We start from the raw sequence: 16401 nt of genomic DNA on the forward strand, positions 1-16401 counted from the left end.
TGTTACACGATTCCGGGAGAGCAAAGGCGAAACTGATTAGCAACACGACGACAGGATGTCGAGTGATGCCGTCGTCACGCTCGCATCTCCAATCACCGGTATCGATAGTTGTCTTCAGCATCGGTGTCTGTTTCCTCGTATTGGGAGCATTTGGGGTACTGGCCGACACTCACCCGGCGATAAGTGTCTCAGGGTGGGGACTGTATGCCGACAGGAATCTGGAGGTCATCGGAGTGCTTACCGGCGGTGTTGCACTCCTGGGGGAGTCGGTTCTCATACCGGCGGGCTGTGATACACCGCCAACGCTCGATTGCCAGACAGTGTACATGGCCGAGCCACTGCAGGAGATGCTCCTTTCGCTTGCCGCCGAGGCAGAGCCGGACACGGTGTCGTTCGGCCTCGCGGTCACGCCAGCGGGCAACCTCGCATCCGGTACCAACGTACCCGATCAGACTCCGGTCTTTTCAGACGTCTATCTACCCGAAGAGCCGAACTCAGTCAGTTCCGTATTCGGCATCGACTTGTCGACCCCACCACAGCGGACGCAGGGTCGGTTCATTTCTCACCCACGCTCCGGACTGGAGGTGACCAAGCGCGATGACCTGCACGAAGTCGTCTTTGTGGCTGTGCCACCCTGGCACGATGCATCTATCGCGGCGTTTGATCGGGCAGGCCGGCGCCACCGTCTCGAAACGGTGGACGCTACGGCGGTCCCGGACGTTCCCGAACCAGTAAACATTTGAAAGGCCACACAAGAAATAGCGACAACCACCGCGTCAGCAGTATCATCGGCAGCGCTACGTAGAGTAGCAGCGGTAGAGCTGTCTGTGACCTGTTCTGGCGTGGGGGTCCCACAAGCATGACGCATATGATTCGTTGTCGGTATAGCTGTCAGTATGGTATCGTCACTTGGCCGTGCGCTGGAGGACAGCGATGAGCTGGAAAGACACGGCAGAACCCGTGCTGGTCCGGATGCCAGCCGTCCGCAAGCCGGACCGACACATCCCGTTCAAACGGAAACTGGCGTGGACGGCAGGCGTGCTCGTCCTCTATTTCTTCCTGACGAACGTGATGTTGTTCGGGCTTGATATCACCCGTGACCAGGCCGTGTTCGGTCGCTTCAGCTCGATACTTGCGTCCGGCCAGGGATCAGTGCTACAGCTCGGTATCGGGCCCATCGTCACGGCGAGTATCGTCTTGCAGCTGCTGGGTGGGGCCAATCTCCTTGGACTCGATACACAGAACGACCCACGCGACCAGATACTCTATCAGGGGCTTCAGAAGTTGCTGGTGCTGGTGATGATTTGCCTGACCGGTCTACCGATGGTGTTTGCAGGGAATTTCCTCCCCGTGGACACCCAGGTGGCCCAGTCACTGGGTGTTGGAATTGCCGGTGTCCAGTGGCTCATTTTCGCACAGATGTTCCTCGGCGGTGTGCTTATTCTGTTCATGGACGAAGTGATCTCCAAGTGGGGGGTCGGCTCCGGTATCGGCCTGTTTATCGTCGCTGGCATCAGTCAGCGACTCGTCGGTGGGTTGCTTACACATCCGGCTATCGGCGGTCAACAGTACGGTATCATTTTGACCTGGATACGGATGGCGACCGGTGCCGTTCCTATCGGTCCCGTCTTTAGTTCCGACGGCCTACAGGCACTCCTATTCACACAAGGCCATTTGCTTCAACTTTTCACGACACTCCTCATCTTCGCTATCGTTGTCTACGCCGAATCCGTGCGTGTGGAGATCCCACTCTCGAATGCGAGAGTAAAGGGTGCGCGAGGTCGGTTCCCGGTGAAACTCATTTACGCTAGCGTCCTCCCGATGATATTCGTCCGCGCGATACAGGCGAACATTCAGTTCCTGGGCCGTATTTTGCGGGCACAACTGCAGAGTCTGCCAGCGTGGCTCGGTGTCTACGCGAACGGGCGTCCCGTCGGAGGGCTGTTTTATTATCTTGCACCGATCCACTCTCCGCGTGACTGGATGTGGTTCCTCGGCGGGGCTACCCAACCTGTCTGGAAAGTACTGCTGCGGATGGGCATTGACCTCACGTTTATGATCAGCGGTGGTGCCATCTTCGCCGTCTTTTGGGTCGAGACTGCCGATATGGGGCCTGAGTCGACGGCACAACAGATTCATAGTTCCGGGATGCAGATACCTGGCTTCCGCCAGAACGTCGGCGTCATTGAGAAGGTTCTAGAGCGGTATATTCCACAGGTCACGGTCTTGGGAGGCGCGCTTGTCGGTCTGCTGGCGGTCATGGCGAACATGCTTGGTACCATCGGCGGTGTCGGGGGGACGAGCTTACTGCTCACTGTCTCGATCACGTATAAACTGTACGAGGAGATCGCTGAAGAGCAACTCATGGAGATGCATCCCATGATGCGCCAACTGTTCGGGTGATTCTGCGAGGCAAGTGATCGTTTTCTACGTTTTTTCGAAATGCACATGATACCAACGTTGCCCGAAAAACAACCACTTAGTCCCTGTTAATATGTTACTTTTCCGGGAGCTATAGAAGCATGAGTGTGTTTTCGCCCCCATGGACGAAGAGACCAATCCTCCGAAACCACCAGTTGACTTGCCCGATGACATCGCATCTGTGTTACAAGATGCCACTGTACATGACCTCCGGGAGGGTTTGATATATGCTCAGGAGCCACTCCAGCATAATCATGAACCGACCGAGCAGATCGAGCCATTACCAGGTGAAGAGATCGTCGAAATAAAAGGTGAAGGCAAGCGGTTCACGGTACTGAAACGCCAGCCGTGTGCGGATAATTGTCCCGACTGCCCACACGGGCCGTATGTTTACGAAGTTACACAAGAAAAACAACTGAACGGCGAGACACACTTTCACTGGGCGTTCATCGGCCCATATATTGTAAACGAATAGCTCAGTCGTTGCCGCCGCTGGTATGCGGTGATTCGGCGTACTTGAGCTGGAAGAAGGCGAATATCATTGGGAGAATCACGGCGAAACCTGCACCGAAGCCAATGAAGTGTGGTTGCAACGGGACTCCCGCTTGGTGGGGGTCTACTTCGACGGGACCACCGCCACCAACAGTCGTTGTCGGATACTCTTCGCCCACGACCACAGCGCCCTTCATCCCGAGGCCCTTGTGTGGGTCACAGTAATACTTGTAGAGACCAGCCTCCTCGAACGTGTATTCGTAGTTGACTCCAGCACTCCCTGTTGCTGAGCCTGAGTCAAGTGGACCATCGCCGTCTGAGACCACGTTGTGGCCACCACCTTCGCCCGTCCATTCGAACTGAACTGTCGTGCCCGTGTCGACGTGAATTGCGGGCGGGCCGAAGCCGAACGCGCCGCCGTTCGCCTGCACACCGACTTCGACAGTTTCCGACTCCTGTCCTGTCGCGTCGACGGTGCTCGTCGGGTCACTGAAGTTACCGACGTCACTAAACCACCCGCCGTAGTCCGGGACTGTGGTCGCTTCACTCCCACCACTCTCACCGCCGCCGTCTTCCTGTGCGGCTGCGGTTCCAGATACGCTGAGCGTGCTCAGAGCGGTCGCTGTACCTCCGGCTGTCTTGACGAACTGCCGTCTGTCCATCTCGTTTCTACCGTCATGTACACATCTGCATAAATCTACGGAAAGAGAAATCGCCGACTCGCTACCGGTGGTACCCGCGGAGCCACCGGATCGCGAACGATGTGATACCGAGACCGCGTTTGGCCATGATGACCGTACTCTGTGCGCGCCGTCCGACGGCTTCGGGAACGGCCCCGACGACTAATTGCTGGAGCATACTCTCACACGATGCACTGATAACGGTCATATCAACGTCGGCAGTTGCCTCGACGATGGTGCCGGCGATGTCGTCACTCTCGATACGCCTCCGGGTCGCGTCTCAACGTCGTTCAGATTCTCGTTCCAAGTCGGGGTGAGAACGCCACCTCGCTGGCGCTTCTCGCCGGCCGAATAGCCGCGGTGCATGATGCTGGGAAGGTCGTCCCCATGGGTTCCATCACGACCGAAACTATCGACCAACTCGAAGCAGACCTCGCAACCAGCGAGTCCGAGACAGACCCGACCAAGGAAAGAGACCGACTCGAAGAGGGTATGATCACTGAATAATCCTTGTCCAGACTTAAACGGATACAGGATTCGCTTACGTCGGTCGTCGACATCATCTGTGAGTTCGTCGTAGCCGTCGAATCCGGCGGGCCCGGTGAAACTGTTCACCGGACCACAGCCGACGAGAACTGTGATCCGGTCGGGCACCAGACGAAGTCAACGAAGGGCAACCGACGAAATACATTAAATAGCATCTGGGCGGACCGACCGATGTAATCACATTCCGGTCGGCTACTGGGATGACTGAGTGGCATCACGTTCTCGTCATGGTGGGGAATGTAGGGTCGGTTACGAACGCAGTGTTCGAGTCCGCCCAGCGACTTTGTCCGAAGCATGGGGTAGTTAGTGTCTGTACTTGCACAAGCAACGTGCCAGTCGAAGAAACGCCGAGATAATGCTCGAAAGCCTCGAACAGCCATTCTACAGGCCGGTCGAAACGAGAGTCCCGCACGACTCCATCGAGCACTGACCGGAGTACGTTTTCGCGCTTGTTTTCTGAACCGACGCACGAATCACTTCGTGACCTCAACTGTGACTTGGCCGTCGTCCACCAGAGTTGATTGTCCGCCGTGAAAGGAAAGAGCGGACGAGAACCGTACTACCAAAGGACACGAGCCATACGACTCTCGTCGTTCAGAACCGCTCTCACGGTCGGCGGCGTATCGAGTTGCCGCTTTGGTAAATCGGTATGACAATCACTCAGTGATTGTTACTAGATCAGCGGTATACTGATTTTTGAAGTGAGGAGCGTAAACAGGCCCGGGCTACTTCCACGGATCGCATATCGATAAACAGTGATTTGATCTATGCCCTGCGTGTGCCAAGCAGTTCAATCCTGGGGTGGAGTCACTTTTCGCGAGACCCGGATAATCCATCTGTACGGTTGGGTTCATAAGGCAGTTGATGACTACAACGGTGGGCAAGCGATTGGTATCAACCCGCGGAGCCGAGTGTACAGGTGAATCAATCCCGTCGGTCGGGCACCCGCTCGTAAACGACGTATCCGTTGTGTTCTGCGACCGGTTCGTAGTTGGTCTCGATGTACATGACCACCGGTTCCCGTGCGTCGGGGTAGTAACCGTGGGTCGGGTCGATATGGCCATCCACGACCTGCTGACGCCTGACGAGCACGTAGGGGACCTCGTCACGCTCGAGGTCCGTCACTACCCGGTCGGCAAGTGGCTCCCCGTAGGGGGGTGTGATGAACGTCCGTGCTGGGCGGGCCTCGCCGAAGTACGCTAGCTCGTATCTCGTGGGTGGGCCGAGCGAGTAGAAACGCCCGTCGACGACCTCGTTGAGTTCCTCGGTGGAAGCCGATTGCGTCTCGATGTGGTCGCCGCTGAGCCTGATCTCTCTCACCCCATCAACTGCCACTGTCCCGCCGAGTGCAGAAAGCACGAGGAAGACCCCGGCAACCAGTGCGACCCACTGACGGGTGTCCAGCTGACCGGTGCTCCCGGCCCACCGGACCATGACGTAACTGAGGACGATAGCACCGACGACCATCAGAGCGAAGCCAAATTCTAAGAGGAACAGGTACTGGTACCCACTGTTCGCTGCGACGAGTGTGAGTATTGCCTCGGAAACGGCGACAGCAAACGCTAAACCAGCCCACTCCAACCGCGAGAATGGCCTCGGCCTGTCGGCGAGAAAGTGAAAAAGCCGACGCAACCCGACGCCGGCGAGCACGGCGGCCGCCGGCATGGCGAAGATATACCGGTGGCCGCCATGGAACGCCTGCAACCCCGGAATCGACATAATGACGAGCCACAGCGAGAGGAACGCGAGCCGGGTGTCGAACGACCGCGAGGGTATCGACCGGAATACGTAAAGTGCGGTCCCGCCTGCGAGCAGCCACACCGGCAGGTAGGAGGCCGCGCTCAGCAACTGCCCGTCAAGGAAGTACGGCGGGTTGTATTGGTTCAAGGGCAGGAGGAAGGTGTACCAGAGCGTCTCCTCGAGAGTTCCTTGACTTGCCGCGAACAGCGCCACGGCCCCGAGCGGCGTGAGGAAGGTCGTCCCGATTCGGCCGTAGCGGACCGCGATGGTCGGGAGGTCAGTCTCGGCGGCGTAGAGGCGTGCGAGCGACCAGCCAATGATGACTAGCCCAAACAGGAGGACAGTTTGGTTGAATAGCACTCCGAACGCGAGCGACAGCCCAGCGAGGAGATCGGTCACGCGCCGTTCGGCGAACAGCCACAGCACTGCCGCAGTCAGGAACAGTGCGGCGAAGGGCTCGGTCATGAGGTTGAATCCGTCGAAAACCGGTGCGTACACCCCGAAGAGGTACGCGAGGGAGCCGACGGCCGCAACCGGGCATCCCCACAGCGAGCCGAGGCGATAGACGAGCAATGCCGTCACTGCGTGGATTGCGTAGATGAGTATCCGTCCAGCGAGGTACGGTTCAGGAACCGTCTCCCAGAGCAGTGCAGTCAGGTAATACACGGCGGGGGTTTTGTGATCCGCGATGCCAGCGTAGAGCGTCCCTCCGGAGGCTATTTCACGGCCGATGACGAGGTAGGTCATCTCGTCGTGCACCAGCGGTTGTCGGAGGTAGAACAGCGGTGGGATGACCGCCAGCGCTATGAACACAGTGTAGAACGCTGGCATACCCCATGACTCAAGAACGCTCCAAAAAATGAACGCGGGGCTACGTTCGTTCTCGAGTATCGGCATGTTTATCCACCGTACTGTCAGCTATCTGTTTAGTTACTCGGCGATTACTTCCACTTGAGCCGATCGAGACGCTTACTACGGTGATTCAGAATATCGAAGAAACGGCAATCGTGGTGTGCCATCCATTCAGTGACAGATTTGGAGTGTTAGATGTGTTCGTCTGGATACGCTACCGTCTTTGTGGCTTCGAGCCGCGGCCCGAACATGTGGTGAGAGGCAGTCGCCGCTTAAGTCACCCGCTTCGAGTGATTCTCTGTCATCGAGAGCATTTACACTTGTGCGACCAGACTATCTTATGGCGGAATAACTGGGTCTCCGAGAGATCGTCGCCATGAGCATTGGCGGGCTCATCGGTGGTGGCATCTTTTCGGTACTCGGAGTCGCTACCAAGATTTCCGGTAATGCTGCGTTCCTTGTGTACTTGATTGGTGGAGGCGTCGGGCTACTCCTATGCACGGCTCACAGCCCACCGCAACGAAGAGGGGGGCTTGGTTACCTTCATCGAACACTATACCGGCAACGAAAACGTCGCGGGGCTGGTCGGATGGACATTGATCGTGGGCTACGTTGGAATCATGGCGATGTACGCGTCGGCGTTCGGATAGTTCGCGGCCGATTTTTTCGTGGGTACGTCTGGCACATGGCTGCGGAGAGCGCTATCCGTTGGTATCATGATTCACCAGCATCAATCCCATCGGCCCGCGTAAGAGCGGCGAATCTCAGGACCTCCTCGTCTACGTGAAGATAGCTATCTTCTTGGCGTTCGGACTCGACGGTCTCTGGACGATTTTCGTCGACCACCGCGCCCAGCGGTTCGTCGGTGGCGTCTTCTCCACGGGGCTACTCGCATCGATTGTTGGAACCGGAGCCATTTTCGTCTCTTTCGAGAGTTTTCTAGTTACTTTCCTACGAAGACATCGACATTGAAGAGGAAATCAATGCTATAGGGGCGGAATTTGTATTTTGATTGCTATATCTGCAATTATATACCCTCGTAGAGTTCATGACGACGACGGTTTTATCTCCCGAACAGATACTCCAGTCAAAGGAGACCGTACTCGCTGTTTCGGCAAGCAGGCTCTCTCCCGGAGTAGACTATTTTGAGGGCCTCATCCTCCACCGAATCAAGTACACGATTGTCGATATCCAGAATGCAGCAAGGAAGACATACATCGCATCACCTTGGGGAGATATCGACTGTGTGAATCGCGACGAAGCCGCGTAGCCGATAGCAGCGACAAGAATAGGGACGCCGACGTGTACAACAACGTATGGCTTTTGGGCGTCGCCCTGCAACCAATCTCCTTTGCTGTGAAGATACATTGCAACCCCTGCCAGCGGGGTCAAGACCAGTATTAGGCCGATCAGACCGAAAGCCGAAAGAATCGACACGATATCGTTTGTTGAAGCAAAGAAAACGGCCCAGATGAGGAGTGGTGACAGGACGACGTATCCGAGTATAACGAGTGGCCATCCACCGGGGAGATTAATATGGGACTCAAACCGCTCGACGAGAGCTAATGAGAATGGATACCGCCATGCCGTCCCAAATATGGCTTTCACCATCGCGATGAGTCCGACAGCAAATGTCCACAGTGTGGTAGCGAACCAAAGCGTGAACAGTGCGGAAATACCGACACTGGCGGCCGTCGACACGGATGAGGGAAGAACCGAAACATCGGCGATGCCCTGTCCAGTAAGCTCGGCATAAGTGAACAGAGAGCCGAAGGTGATGGCTGTTATCAGCAACACGGTAAGGTGCCAGTCAAGCGCATTGCGGGCGTTTCGCTTTGTGAACTCGTCAGTGGCGAGGAGATACAGGAGTCCAGCTCCAACGACACTAGTTGGAATCGCGAGGAAATGGATAAGGATTCCACTGAGTGAGCGTTCATCAAGCAGTTTGGGTCCGGGCGTAGGTGTTGTGGAGGACATGGGTTGTATGGGAGGTTTCGAAGTCGTGTTATTGGTTTCTGATACGTTTTGATCACGTCGACGGCAGGAGGTTCAGCGGGCCATATTTGTCACGAACCCACCGAGCGGTTCGTTCGGTGACGAGCAACAGTATGCTCACGAATACCAGGTCGAACGCGGTGTCCCAGAGTACAATGTCGCTTTGGGTACCGCTTACGTCAGCACCAATGACTGTGAGGACGCCACCAAGTGCGAGCAGGACGAGGCTCAACTGGAATCCAGCGAGCACAAGCGTGCGGATTCCAGCCGTGTCCGAGAGGGTAAGGAATCCGCGAGTGGAGAGCCGATCCAGCGGGGAGTTTGCGTTTAGCGCACGTCTGCCCTCGGGCGATACCGGCCAGTCCGACTCCGGATGGTTGATGTAGTACAGACTGATCGAGTCAGGATACGTTTCAGTTGCAACGACATCGATCTCCTGAAGTTCCTGAAGTCGGTTCCGAACCGTGGCCCGACTGACATCGGGCTTGATGCGCGCATGCAGTTGGCGGATCGAGAAGAACGGTCGATCGGACTCAAGCATCGTCTCGACAACGTGTTCTTGCGTGAGCGTGTTGTCGAGGTTACGGTCAACCCGTTCGTCGATCCAAGTTGGAATCACGGACACGGTATCAGTGGATAATTGACGGGGGTAATTAAAATCGGACGAGGATTTCAGCCCCTTGAACTGCAATTTGATGGCCGCGAAACGGAGTTAGTCCATCTTCAAGACCTGAAAAATCACCGTACTGCGACGGTTTTGAATACAGCTTTTGAAAACGGAAACCGAAGGGAGTTCATAGCCATGTATTAGCCATTTTTGTCGTTGACACTGACCGTCGGTTGCCTATACATACTGACAAGTGCGCCATTGACCAGTACGGAAACTATCTGATACTAAAGCTCCCGACTAGTTCGGTCGTTGTCAGTAGCAGCAACGCCCCCTATCAATTCCGGTAGATGGCCCGCAAACGTACGTATCGACACAGGTTGTGGTTCTATCCATGGCTCAAATCTTCTTCACAGCGGAAAAGGCTGCAAAGAGAGCGAATACTCCACCGATTCCAATAGCTATGATTGGTGCATTCGATGTTTTGTTCTTCAGAAACGCATCTCCTGGCTCGTCTGGCGACACGTATGCAGTTGTCTGTGTCCCCTGCTCGTAATCTTCAATTGCTGATTCGGCTGCTGACCGTGTCTCATAATTGCGCTCAATATTTGCTGGATAGAGTTTTGTCCCGGTGTATCTTGTCCCATTGTACGTGTACTCAAATTCGACGGTAGGTTCGTACTCTACGCCGGGGTTCGATGACGTGCCACTGTCTGTCTCGATACTGAGTTCTGTGACAGTTGCGTCCACCTCGACTGAATTTCGAACCGCTTCGGTCTGCTGGACATAATCGTACCCCCCGTAGCTGGCGATAGCAACACCGGCAAGAATGTATAGCACTGCGCCACCCAAGCTATCAGGACCGTTCACACTGAAGTCTGAATCCTTAGCCATCTACCAAGCTCCGTCAGATTCATTGGACGTTCTCGGAATCCAATTTTCACCACAGTCTTCGATTAATTGAGGGGTAACTCGTTTCTGCAGATGAACGTGACAGGGCAAGCAGGTCATACTTACAGTTCGGATACCATACCGTGGGAGTGGTCGGTAGTACCTCTGGAGGGCAGAATTCACAACGGAGAGTCCTGTTCTCCAGTCACTAAAAGGATGTTACAGAAATGTTCGCATGTCCTCGTTAAAGCCTCCTGACAACCGGTTAGGACAGTGGCCGATATATTATTGTGATAGGAGCCTGACCTGTCAAGTACAAATGCCAAGTAGGATGAAGGAAGCAATAAAACAGATTCGGATTGTCAAGGAAGATATAGACGACCCTGAAGTAACTCAGGAGTTGGAACAAGCTCTGGAATCGCTTGAAAACGCGGTGGAAATGCTCGAAAACGATGACTGATTCATATTGTTAGAGGATTCTCTGTGGAACGGTTTGTTTAATAAGCCGTCCTACTGAGCAGACATTTCGTATCCTTTGACCAATAAGAACCCGTATCACAGCGACTGTTACTCCGGCAATAGTCGATCCAAAACAACACTCGTCCCATCTTCAGTCAGGAACTGTATCCTCCATTAGATGCTGATTCCTCTCCTCGACGTCGAGGACACCGGTTTCGATAATGCGGGGACCGTCCTCTCGCTCGCCGATGAGGATCAGGCACAGCTGACCGTCGACTTTGCCGCCGCCGACCGAGACCGAGTCGACTGCGTCGGGAAACGAAACGGTTGTCCAGCCATCGGTTTCCGGACCCGAAACTCGGTCATTAGCTCTTTTTATTTCGGCGAGCGGTATCAGCGCTCTGTCTGGCCTACGAGTGATTTTGTGTCTCCCTGTGGCGGAGGAGATGATGAACACCACAGAGCCATCGTTCGAAGCGTATGATTTCGGTCACGGTGACCACGTCCGGGTCGACTGGACAGACGGCAACGGCCCACTTGATGCGGTCGTTGAACCGTGTCAGGTATCTCGCGCTCCGGCAGCAACGTGATCGTTACTGTCGAGGCTGACGACGACCGGTATCCCAAGAAATCGGTCTACAGCGGTACTCACGACGCTGCTACCGAATGGATCGAACCAATAGAGCAATCTCAGTCCGACAGCAAGGATACTCTCCCCTCGTTTTATGAGCTCTTGGGGATAGACTGGCTTGTTGAGCGCTGCAGTACACGACGAAATCATCGTACTATCGCAGAAGTATCTTTTTCGTCGAACGTCAGTACATGACACTATTACTGGGTGCAGTTAGCGGACAGATCTACGAGCGAACTCGTGAGTGTCTGGCCAAGTGACAGCGAGAATTTGAGCGGTCGTGCGAAACCGCTGTGTCGGCGTCCGCTGTGGTTGTTGGTGAGGCCAGCCGATATATGGCTGTCTGGGAGAGCCTGTGAGCGCACCTACAAGGCGACTGACTTAGCTCGCTAGCGCTTACTCGCTTACTCTCGACCACTTCATCCGAGAGTTCTTAAGCGGATTCCAAGGCATCAAAACAGGCGATACTCCACAACCGGATGAATAGCCACACGGCTAGCAGCACCCACACAAGTACAGCGTCCGAGACATTCCATCGACGGACAGAATCGCAGTTGTTATGCAAAGTCAAACAGGTCTCCACTAGAGCGAAAGAGTAGTCTTCCCTGCACGCTCGCATTCAAGTCGTCGAATAGCGTTGCTGGTCACATATGATGACCTCGTAACCCTGCACAGCAAGCGCCTGCTTGCACGCCCGTCGCTTGCCGTCGTCAGTGATCGTATAGGTGACCCGTGGCTGCGTCAAGTCTTCCGACCACATTAGCCCACCGTTACGGGCATACCGAAGACGTGCAATAGACTTCCCCGGAGTCCAGTCTGACGGCGGCCCGGTCATTCATGTCCAGTACCGGCCGAGGGCTGGGTGTAAAAGTGTCCGAGGCCGGAAAGCATCAGAAAGACACCCCACATAGGGAGCAGTATCGAGGTCTGTATAGCGTTCATAGCAATCCAATTTAGTATTGCCCGGAACAGCCGTGTATGCAAGACGCAACATGCCCCCAACTGTGGGCCGCCGTCCGGGCCGCACGGAAAGCCGGACGCACGCTTGAGTCCGTCAAACCGGCCGCCGATCAGTTTCAGGTGAAACATAACGGCGATATCGTCACCGAGGCTGACCGCACAGTCGAGGAGACGATACTAGCGGAGCTAAGTGGGAAGTTCCCCGACCACACCGTTGTCTCCGAGGAGAGTGCCCCGGAGTTCACGACAAAACCGCGCTGGATCATCGACCCAATCGATGGCACGACGAACTTCCTCAACGGCATCCCGCATTATTCCGTCTCTATTGCCTTTGAGGGCGCTGGTGAACCCGATGTCGGGATTGTCTATCACGTCCCCTCAGAGACGATGTACACTGCCATTGAGGGTGGCGGCGCATACGCCAATGGCCAGCCGTTATCACTGTCGGAAACAACTGAAGTTTCCGAAGCTCTCATGGTAACGGGGTTCGACGCGGCGTCAATGCAGGCACAAGAGTATGACCACTTCCGTGCCATCCTCAATGTGACACAGGGCGTCAGGAGGTTTGGATCGGCGGCCGGCGAATTAGCGATGGTTGCTGCCGGCCAGTTTGATGCGTTCTTTGAGCGGCAACTCTCTGTCTGGGATACCGCGGCGGGGGTCAAAATCGTAGAGGAGGCCGGCGGCGAGGTGACCCGCATCAAAGCCCTTGACGGAAAGAACAGCGAGATGGTCCTGGCCTCGAACCAGGCCATCCATCAGGACCTCGTTGCACTGGTGTCGGCTGGGACTGTCCCCGAAATGGGCGGCCAGTAGATGCGAGATGGGGTAATTAGTGACTCGACACGATCACATTCGTTTAAATACCCACCTTTGTAGATATATAGCTACGTATAGCATAATATTATAAGATCTTTTTTATATACTTCTACTCCATTCGGGTGATGACACGGAACAGTACCACAGCGCAGGGTGAGGGCCGACAGACGCGGCGGCGGTTCATCACCGCTGCAGGTACAGCGGGGGCGACGGCACTCGCCGGGTGTATCGGCGATTCGAGTGGCGGGTCCGGAACACAGACGGTCACACTCGCTGTGTCCAGCGGTGATGGGGAACTGATCAAGCGGTTGCTTAAGAACCACGTTGAATCAGAGGTTGGCGTGACGACTGAGACGACGATTCTCCCGAACGCGAACCTCTTTGAAAAACTCTCGACGATGTTTCAAAGCGAGAAGTCGACGTATGATATCGTCGCCATGGACGACCCGTGGATGCCACAGTTCGCACGGCATCTCGCGCCGATCCGGGACCACGTCGACTCGCTGCCAACCGATCAGATTATTCAGCAGACTCTCGATATTGGAACCTGGCCGACACCTGGTGAGGCTGTCCCACCAAACGCACAGGATGCCGAACCGGAACTGAAGGCGCTGTGTGCAGTCGGGAACTCACACATCTTCGTCGTTAACGAGCGGTTGTATTCAGAGGTTGGCGAGGACTTGCCTGAGACGTGGGAGGATGTCTACCGCGCTGGACAGAAGATTTCTGAGCAGGTCGACAGTGCAGACGGGTATGCCATGCGTGGCAAGAGCGGGAACCCCATCATGTCCTCGTATTTCAGCGTCGGCATGAGCATGGCTGGGAATATGTTTGACGAAAACTGGGGCTACGATTGGGCCGATCAGAACGGTATCGAGGCAGCCTCCTTCTTCATCAACGATCTTGGCTCCATCAGCCCCGACGGGGTTGCCTCCTTCGACAACAGTCAAGTGCTCTCAGGATTGGCTGACGGGAGTATTGCCGCGGCCCCACAGTGGCCCTCTGGTACTTCGCTCCTATTAAACGAGGACAAGGCGACCGAGTACGACAACATCACGTTCCTGCCGGTCCCTGAAGGCAGGGAGCGAGCGGCCCCCGTCCAAGGGAACTGGCTGCTGGGCATCAATAATTACGCCGATTCAGAGACAAAGAGTGCTGCTGGGGACGTGCTCCAGTCGTTCGTCTCGAAGCAGGCCCAGGAGCAGTACGTCGACCTCGGTGGCGTGCCGTTCCGCCATGACACATTTGAGGAGAACATGGACGCCCAGCCGTGGTTCGAGGCCCTGTATGGCAGCCTCCAGAACGCAAAACCACGGCCACGGACGCCACTGTGGAGCGAGATCGAGACCGCGCAGGGGCAGCCACTGAACGCTGCGCTCGTCGACGATATGTCTGTCGAGGAGGCGATGGCCGAATCCGAATCACAGATCGAATCGATTCTCGATGAGAACGGCTACTGAATCGGATCGGGACACCCAATAGCCATGTCGCTTCAATCAGACACAGCCATCGGCAGCCGCTACGAGAGCGCGCTGCTGTGGGTTGAGGACCATCTCCGATGGCTACTGACACTTCCGGCGCTTGCCGTGCTTGCAGCGTTTTTCGTTTATCCGGTCGGTCGCGCGGGGGTGCTGTCGCTGTACCGGTTCGACGTGGCCGGGCGGCAGTTCGTCGGCCTCGGGAACTACGTGGCGATACTGACGGCAGGCGCATTCTGGCAGTCGCTGTGGATCACAGCGAAGTTCATGTTCTTCGCCGTCTCGCTCGAGGTCGGCCTGGGTATCGCCATCGCATTCGTCCTCAACAGCCAGGTACGGTTCCGGGGGCTGGTCCAGACCATCGGCCTCGTCCCACTCGTCATCTCACCGACCGTCGTCGCGCTCCTGTGGCAGTTGCTGTATCAGAACGGCGGCGTCCTCGATTCGCTGGTCGCCCCGCTGACGAACGGTCCGGTCCCGTGGCTGAGCGACCCCTCAATCGCGCTGTACGCGCTCGTCCTCCCTGATGTCTGGCAGATGACACCGCTGGTGACGCTCATCGTACTGGCCGGCCTCCAGTCGGTTCCCGACCACGTCCAAGAGGCAGCGATGATGGACGGTGCCGGACGAATGCGGCGGCTAGTCGACGTGACGCTGCCGTACATTAAGGAACTGGTCGTGCTGGTCCTGATCCTCCGGATCATCGGGACGATGCGCGTGTTCGCGAAAGTGTTCGTCCTCACCCGGGGCGGCCCGGCCCGCTCCACGGAGGTCATCAGCATGGCCATGTACCGGGAGGCGTTCAGTTACGGGAACTACGGCCGGGCGTCGACGATGGCGCTGCTCCTATTGCTCATCGCCGTGGCGATCACCTACGCCTTCGCGACGGTATCGGAGGTGGAGTTCTGAGATGGCGACCGACACACAACCGAACCGGGACGTCAGCAGAACACTGCTTGCTGGTGTCGAGCGTATCCACGAAACCCTCGACAGCTATGGGCTTGTCCCGACCGTAACAAACGGTATCGCCCTGTTGTTCGTCGTCTGGACACTGTTCCCGGTGTACTGGATGGTATCTGGATCGCTCCGGACCCGAAGCGACCTGCTCGCGACGCCGCCAAAGCTGGTCTCGACCGCGCTCACAGTCGGGAACTACCCCGAACTGTTCGCCCAGCGCCCGGCGTTTTACGAGTTCCTGTTCAACAGCGTCGTCGTGACGGTCGGCTCGACAGCCCTCGCAGTGTTGCTCGGTACCGCAGCGACCTACGGGTTCGTGAACTACGAGTTCCCGTACAACCTAGGGCGGTTTCACCTGCCCTTCCTCGTGTTGACGACACGCTTTCTGCCGCCCATCGTGACGGTCATCCCGCTGTACGTCATCTTCGATACCGCGGGCCTGCTCAACACGCGGCTGGGCCTCGTGCTCGCCTACGCCGCCTTCAACATCCCCTTCGTCGTCTGGATGCTGAAGGGCTTTTTCGCCGAGCTACCGGACAGCATTGTTGAGGCCGCTGTTCTCGATGGGCATACGGAACTCGGCGCGTTCTTCAAGATCGTGTTACCGATGGTGCGCCCGGGGCTGATAGCGGCGACCATCTTCACCGTCATCAACGCCTGGAACGAGCTGCTGTTTGCGGTCATCCTCACGAGCAACACCGAGGCACAGACGCTCCCGGTCGCGCTCGCGACGTTCAAGACGGCCTACGCAATCCAGTGGGAGCTACTGACGGTAGCGGGGACAATCGCGATGGCTCCCGTTCTGTTGTTCGCGTTCCTCGTGCGGGAGAAGTTGCTGCGGGGCTTCACCATGGGGGCGGTCCGATGATGGTG

The 16401-nt window shown here is 56.5% G+C and carries 16 protein-coding genes and 1 pseudogene; 10 read left to right on the plus strand and 7 right to left on the minus strand.

The window, feature by feature from the left end; genetic code table 11:
• The first annotated feature begins 65 nt into the window (after window positions 1-65).
• The 3 genes from C444_RS23075 to C444_RS20760 all read left to right on the plus strand — a co-directional run bounded on the left by C444_RS23075 (window position 66) and on the right by C444_RS20760 (window position 2896).
• Window positions 66-743, plus strand: coding sequence for a hypothetical protein (locus C444_RS23075; RefSeq protein WP_338036207.1), 678 nt, complete (start codon window positions 66-68; stop codon window positions 741-743).
• A gap of 190 nt (window positions 744-933) precedes the next feature.
• Entirely contained in the window at window positions 934-2403 is a 1470-nt protein-coding gene (secY, locus tag C444_RS20755; protein WP_004595094.1) for a preprotein translocase subunit SecY, read from the plus strand.
• A gap of 139 nt (window positions 2404-2542) precedes the next feature.
• Complete coding sequence (locus tag C444_RS20760; protein WP_049909710.1) at window positions 2543-2896, plus strand: hypothetical protein; 354 nt, start codon at window positions 2543-2545, stop codon at window positions 2894-2896.
• A gap of 1 nt (window position 2897) precedes the next feature.
• Here the strand turns inward: C444_RS20760 and C444_RS20765 are convergent, their stop codons facing one another.
• The 3 genes from C444_RS20765 to C444_RS20775 all read right to left on the minus strand — a co-directional run bounded on the left by C444_RS20765 (window position 2898) and on the right by C444_RS20775 (window position 6710).
• The gene (locus C444_RS20765; protein WP_004595095.1) at window positions 2898-3575 is read right to left on the minus strand and encodes a halocyanin domain-containing protein; all 678 of its coding nucleotides are present in this window, start codon (window positions 3573-3575) and stop codon (window positions 2898-2900) included.
• A 61-nt stretch (window positions 3576-3636) separates the two neighbouring features.
• Window positions 3637-3801 (minus strand): hypothetical protein, encoded by a 165-nt coding sequence (locus tag C444_RS22085; RefSeq protein ID WP_004595096.1) that lies wholly within the window; start codon window positions 3799-3801, stop codon window positions 3637-3639.
• Between the two features lie 1262 nt (window positions 3802-5063).
• The gene (locus tag C444_RS20775) at window positions 5064-6710 is read right to left on the minus strand and encodes an ArnT family glycosyltransferase (protein ID WP_049909711.1); all 1647 of its coding nucleotides are present in this window, start codon (window positions 6708-6710) and stop codon (window positions 5064-5066) included.
• Between the two features lie 494 nt (window positions 6711-7204).
• Between C444_RS20775 and C444_RS22090 the strand changes: the two genes are divergently transcribed.
• Entirely contained in the window at window positions 7205-7381 is a 177-nt protein-coding gene (locus C444_RS22090) for a hypothetical protein (protein WP_004595099.1), read from the plus strand.
• 490 nt (window positions 7382-7871) lie between these two features.
• On the opposite strand, the gene C444_RS20780 is transcribed toward C444_RS22090, so the two are convergent.
• The 3 genes from C444_RS20780 to C444_RS20790 all read right to left on the minus strand — a co-directional run bounded on the left by C444_RS20780 (window position 7872) and on the right by C444_RS20790 (window position 10227).
• Entirely contained in the window at window positions 7872-8708 is an 837-nt protein-coding gene (locus tag C444_RS20780; protein WP_004595101.1) for a DUF4870 domain-containing protein, read from the minus strand.
• 52 nt (window positions 8709-8760) lie between these two features.
• Complete coding sequence (locus C444_RS20785) at window positions 8761-9351, minus strand: helix-turn-helix domain-containing protein (protein WP_049909712.1); 591 nt, start codon at window positions 9349-9351, stop codon at window positions 8761-8763.
• 381 nt (window positions 9352-9732) lie between these two features.
• Window positions 9733-10227: a DUF3592 domain-containing protein gene (locus C444_RS20790; RefSeq protein WP_004595103.1), complete on the minus strand. Its 495-nt coding sequence runs from the start codon at window positions 10225-10227 to the stop codon at window positions 9733-9735.
• A gap of 328 nt (window positions 10228-10555) precedes the next feature.
• Between C444_RS20790 and C444_RS23020 the strand changes: the two genes are divergently transcribed.
• Window positions 10556-10684, plus strand: a complete 129-nt coding sequence (locus C444_RS23020; RefSeq protein WP_275039454.1) for a hypothetical protein — start codon at window positions 10556-10558, stop codon at window positions 10682-10684.
• Between the two features lie 150 nt (window positions 10685-10834).
• Here the strand turns inward: C444_RS23020 and C444_RS21590 are convergent, their stop codons facing one another.
• Window positions 10835-11143: a hypothetical protein gene (locus tag C444_RS21590; protein ID WP_239641359.1), complete on the minus strand. Its 309-nt coding sequence runs from the start codon at window positions 11141-11143 to the stop codon at window positions 10835-10837.
• On the opposite strand from C444_RS21590, the pseudogene C444_RS21595 reads away from it, so the two are divergent.
• The 5 genes and pseudogenes from C444_RS21595 to C444_RS20820 form a co-directional block, all read left to right on the plus strand.
• A pseudogene (locus C444_RS21595) lies at window positions 11133-11374 on the plus strand (hypothetical protein); the annotation flags it as partial. The gene C444_RS21590 and the pseudogene C444_RS21595 sit on opposite strands and share 11 nt — an antisense overlap.
• 918 nt (window positions 11375-12292) lie before the next feature.
• Window positions 12293-13090 (plus strand): inositol monophosphatase family protein, encoded by a 798-nt coding sequence (locus C444_RS20805; protein ID WP_004595105.1) that lies wholly within the window; start codon window positions 12293-12295, stop codon window positions 13088-13090.
• A gap of 128 nt (window positions 13091-13218) precedes the next feature.
• Window positions 13219-14553 carry an extracellular solute-binding protein gene (locus C444_RS20810; protein WP_004595106.1) on the plus strand — a complete coding sequence of 445 codons (1335 nt, stop codon included), beginning with the start codon at window positions 13219-13221 and terminating at the stop codon, window positions 14551-14553.
• A gap of 24 nt (window positions 14554-14577) precedes the next feature.
• Window positions 14578-15480, plus strand: a complete 903-nt coding sequence (locus C444_RS20815; RefSeq protein ID WP_004595107.1) for a carbohydrate ABC transporter permease — start codon at window positions 14578-14580, stop codon at window positions 15478-15480.
• A 1-nt stretch (window position 15481) separates the two neighbouring features.
• Window positions 15482-16396: a carbohydrate ABC transporter permease gene (locus tag C444_RS20820; protein ID WP_004595108.1), complete on the plus strand. Its 915-nt coding sequence runs from the start codon at window positions 15482-15484 to the stop codon at window positions 16394-16396.
• The last annotated feature ends 5 nt before the right edge of the window (window positions 16397-16401 follow it).

The organism is Haloarcula japonica DSM 6131, assembly GCF_000336635.1.
Classification (GTDB): domain Archaea; phylum Halobacteriota; class Halobacteria; order Halobacteriales; family Haloarculaceae; genus Haloarcula; species Haloarcula japonica.